Below are 509 nucleotides of genomic sequence, written 5' to 3'. Positions count from 1 at the left end.
TGCTTCAACACTTCCATTTTCATTACCTTTAGTTGATGCTGGTACTAATTCGTATACTTTTCCTTCTGGAGTAGTGATACGAGTTGGTTTCATGTCATTATCAGCAGTATTGTACGCAGCACCTGGTTTACCGTCTTTTGTATCAACAGCATCTGCTTGAAGTGTGTTTCCAGTTTCGTCTACATAGTGGACTACTACTTGCCCTGCTTTTTCATAAACATAAGTTACTTCAGTTTTACCTTCTACTACGTCTCCGTTTTCTGGTTTAGAATCATCTTTAAGAGCTTTTTCTGTTAAGTAGTAAACAGTTCCGTCTTTTTCGATTTTCTCTGGTTTGTTGTCAGTTGTATCGTATTTAGCGTTTAGAGAAGCACCTTTCGTATCTTCTTTGTCTTCAGCGATTACGTTACCTTCTGTATCAACGTAGTGAACGACGACATCTCCTGTTACTTCTATATAAACGTAGGTTACTTCTATCATTTCACCCGCTACAACTGTACCAGTTTCAT

The 509-nt window shown here is 38.1% G+C and carries 1 protein-coding gene; it reads right to left on the bottom strand.

The window, feature by feature from the left end:
• Positions 1-509: MucBP domain-containing protein (locus K1I67_RS09870; protein WP_223339766.1), on the bottom strand; the 509-nt coding region annotated here is incomplete at both ends.

Origin of the sequence: Streptococcus infantis, assembly GCF_019929575.1 — a bacterium.
In the GTDB taxonomy this organism is placed as follows: Bacteria; Bacillota; Bacilli; order Lactobacillales; family Streptococcaceae; genus Streptococcus; species Streptococcus infantis_L.
Note: the sequence above shows the minus strand (reverse complement) of the source record. Positions and strands in the feature narration are given on the sequence as shown.